Here is a 1,782-nt window from a genome sequence, read left to right on the forward strand (position 1 = left end):
GCTTGCAGTTGTATTCTCCTGCAACCGGAGAGATTCTCCCAACACCCGCAGCCCGTCTCAACGTGAGTACAATGGAATCGAAAGCCTAAGCATGCAGACTTTCTATATCGAGACCTTCGGGTGCCAGATGAACGCGCACGACTCCGAGAAGGTCATCGGCACGTTGTTGTCACAAGGATACACCCAGGTAGCCAAGCCGGACGAAGCGGACCTGGTTCTGTATAACACCTGCAGTATCCGCGACAAGGCCGAGCAGAAGGTGTTTCACCGCTTACAGGAATTCAAGCGTCACAACCGGGGTAAGGTATTTGGCGTACTCGGTTGTGTCGCGCAACAGGAAGGCGAACGGATCTTCGAGCGCGCCCCGCACGTCAGCCTGGTTGCGGGATCGGCCAGCTATGCCAAGCTGCCGGAGATGCTGGTTCAACTGGAAAGTGGAAACCGCCGCGTCACCGGCCTGAGCCTGGACAACGATCAGGCGTTCGAAACGCCGTTCACTCGTCGCGACAATCCGCACCGCGCCTACATCACCATCATCGAAGGCTGCGATAAATCGTGCGCCTATTGCGTGGTGCCGTTCACGCGCGGGCCTGAGCGCAGCCGCACCAGCGAAAGCGTGCTGCGCGAAGCGCGTGAGCTGGCTCGCATGGGCTACATCGAAATCCAATTGCTGGGCCAGAATGTGAACAGCTATCGCGATCCATCGCCTGCCGGTTGGGACTTTGCACGGTTATTGCGGGCGATGGGCGAAGTGGACGGCATCCGCCGTGTGCGCTTCACCACTTCGCATCCGCGCGATTTCGTCAAGGAAATTATCGACGCCATCGACGACAATCCGGTGCTTTGCAATCACGTTCACCTTCCTGTGCAGTCCGGGTCCTCGAGAGTGCTAGCGCGCATGCAGCGGCTCTACACGCGCGACGAATATATGCGCCGCATCGATTGGATGAAGCAGGCGCGCCGCAACATCTCCATCACTACCGACATCATCGTGGGCTTTCCTGGCGAGACCGAAGAAGACTTCGAGCAGACCCTGGCGCTGTTGGACGAAGTGGAATACGATTCGCTGTTCGGGTTCAAGTACTCGCGGCGCCCGAATACCGCCGCGCTGGATATTGCCGATCACATCAGCGAAGAGGAAAAGATCCGCCGCCTGGCGATTGTCCAGGAAAAGCAGCGCGCCATCCAGATCCGCCGCAACTCGGATTTAGTGGGCACCGTCGAAGAGACCTTCGTGGAAGGTTATAATCATGCAACGGGTCAATGGATTGGACGCACGTCGCAAAACCGAACGCTCAACTTCGTTCATCCTCACGTTGCGGGGCCGCGGGATGGCGCTACTCTTTCTGGTGCAAATCTGGCGGGTGCAAATCTGGCGGGTGCAAATCTGGCCGGCACGTCGTGGAGCGTTCGAGTCACTCGCGCGGGCCCGAATTCGTTAGCTGGTGAAGCAGTGATTTGAGTATGGGCGCGCGCAGGCGCGATACTTGCTATGAAAGGGGGGCGCATGGAAGTCGAAATGAAAATCCGCGGATTGATGATGGATCCCGTCACCAACATGCCCATCGTGGTGCTGAAGGATCTGAATGGGAATACCATTCTGCCAATCTGGGTCGGCATATACGAGGCCAATGCAATTGCCCTCGAGATCGAAAAAGTTTCGACGCCCCGGCCTATGACTCACGATTTGATCAAGACCTTGCTGCTGGGCCTTGGAACCGGCATTCGCAAAGTTGTGGTCAGCGAGTTGAAGGACGATACGTTTTATGCGGTGATCTGGCT

General features: G+C 57.4%; 2 protein-coding genes. Both read left to right on the forward strand.

From position 1 onward, the window contains the following. Positions 1–127: 127 nt before the first annotated feature. Positions 128–1,462 (forward strand): tRNA (N6-isopentenyl adenosine(37)-C2)-methylthiotransferase MiaB, encoded by a 1,335-nt coding sequence (gene miaB / locus WA354_RS11045; protein WP_472813067.1) that lies wholly within the window; start codon positions 128–130, stop codon positions 1,460–1,462. 45 nt (positions 1,463–1,507) lie between these two features. Next, on the forward strand, positions 1,508–1,782 hold a 275-nt coding region (locus WA354_RS11050), incomplete at its 3' end, for a bifunctional nuclease family protein (protein WP_472813066.1).

It is taken from the genome of Occallatibacter sp. (assembly GCF_049802275.1).
Classification (GTDB): domain Bacteria; phylum Acidobacteriota; class Terriglobia; order Terriglobales; family Acidobacteriaceae; genus Telmatobacter.

Excerpts from the sequence above, each read along its gene's own strand:
- miaB (WP_472813067.1), top strand. The coding sequence starts at position 128 with ATGAACGCGCACGACTCCGAGAAGGTCATCGGCACGTTGTTGTCACAA.